2 protein-coding genes are annotated in these 1,801 nt (G+C 58.6%); both read left to right on the forward strand.

Going from position 1 to position 1,801, the window contains the following annotated elements; all coding sequences use genetic code 11:
- Window positions 1–24 precede the first annotated feature (24 nt).
- Window positions 25–948, forward strand: a complete 924-nt coding sequence (locus tag ACRESD_RS24180) for an ABC transporter permease subunit (RefSeq protein ID WP_431753210.1) — start codon at window positions 25–27, stop codon at window positions 946–948.
- 2 nt (window positions 949–950) lie between these two features.
- The coding region (locus tag ACRESD_RS24185) for a DUF3382 domain-containing protein (protein WP_431753211.1) at window positions 951–1,801 on the forward strand (851 nt) is incomplete at its 3' end.

Below are 1,801 nucleotides of genomic sequence, written 5' to 3' on the forward strand. Positions count from 1 at the left end.
GAACTATTTGGAGCAAGAGAAATAATGTCCGACCTCATACCCCAACTTACCCAGCCATTCTTCAATGGATTGTCCCTGGGCGCGATCTATGCGCTGATCGCCATCGGCTACACAATGGTCTATGGCATCATTGGCATGATCAACTTCGCCCATGGCGAGGTTTATATGATTTCCGCTTACCTCGCGGCGATCAGTCTGGCACTGCTGGCTTACTTCGGCATCGAATCCTTCCCGCTGCTCATTCTCGGCACCTTGATCTTCACCGTGGTCGTCACTGGCGTTTACGGCTGGGTCATCGAACGTGTCGCCTACAAACCGCTGCGCAACTCCACCCGATTGGCACCGCTGATCAGCGCCATCGGCATTTCCCTGATCTTGCAGAACTACGCTCAGATCGCCCAGGGTGCCAAGCAACAAGGTATTCCCACCCTGCTGGCCGGGGCCTGGCGTGTCGATATCGGCAGCGGCTTCGTTCAGTTGACGTACACCAAGGTCTTCATTCTGGTCGCCGCTTTCGCGGGCATGGCCCTGCTGACCTACATCATCAAGTACACCAAGCTCGGCCGTATGTGCCGCGCCACCCAGCAAGACCGCAAGATGGCCTCGATCCTTGGCATCAACACCGACCGGGTAATCTCCTACGTGTTCGTCATCGGCGCGGCCATGGCTGCTTTGGCCGGCGTGCTCATCACCCTCAATTACGGCACCTTCGACTTCTATGCCGGCTTCATCATCGGCATCAAGGCATTCACCGCAGCGGTACTCGGCGGGATTGGCTCCCTGCCTGGGGCGATGCTCGGCGGGATCATCCTCGGTATCTCCGAGTCGCTGTTCTCGGGGTTGATCAACTCTGACTACAAAGACGTGTTCAGTTTCTCCCTGCTGGTGGTGATTCTGATTTTCCGTCCCCAGGGCCTGCTGGGTCGCCCACTCGTGGCTAAGGTGTGAACATGTCTGCTGCCAAATCTATCGATATCAAGAAAAGTGTGGTCGATACGGTCCTCGCCGGGCTGATTTCCCTGGTGGTGTTCGGCCCGATTGTCGGCGTGGTCCTCGACGGCTACGGCTTCAACCTGCAACCGGCCCGCGTGGCGACCCTGGTCGCCATCGTGATGGCTGGCCGGTTTGCCCTGAGCCTGTTCCTGCAAACCCCCAAGGGCCTGAAGATTCTGCAGGGCTTCGAGAGCAGTGGTTCTGGCGTGCACGTGCTGGCGCCGGACTATAAATCGCGGTTGCGCTGGATCATCCCGGCACTGATCGTGATCGCCATCGTGTTCCCGATCTTCGCCAACAAGTACCTGCTGACCGTGGTGATCCTCGGGCTGATCTACGTATTGCTCGGGTTGGGCCTGAACATCGTGGTGGGCCTGGCTGGTTTGCTCGACCTGGGTTATGTGGCGTTCTACGCCATCGGCGCCTACGGTCTGGCGCTGGGTTATCAATACCTGGGCCTGGGCTTCTGGACAGTGCTGCCGCTGGCGGCCATTGCCGCCGCGTTAGCGGGATGCATCCTCGGGTTCCCGGTATTGCGAATGCACGGCGACTACCTGGCCATCGTGACCCTGGGCTTTGGTGAAATCATCCGCCTGGTACTGAACAACTGGCTGTCGTTTACCGGCGGGCCGAACGGGATGCCGGTGCCATCGCCGACCTTCCTCGGCCTGGAGTTCGGGCGCAAGGCCAAGGACGGCGGGATTCCATTCCACGAGTTCTTCGGCATCGATTACAACCCCAACATCAAGTTCATGTTCATCTACATCGTGTTGTTCCTGGTGGTGCTGGCTGTGCTGTACATCAAGCA

The organism is Pseudomonas sp., assembly GCF_050739995.1.
Classification (GTDB): domain Bacteria; phylum Pseudomonadota; class Gammaproteobacteria; order Pseudomonadales; family Pseudomonadaceae; genus Aquipseudomonas.

Coding starts and splice junctions, on each gene's coding strand:
- ACRESD_RS24180 (WP_431753210.1), top strand. CDS start 25: ATGTCCGACCTCATACCCCAACTTACCCAGCCATTCTTCAATGGATTG.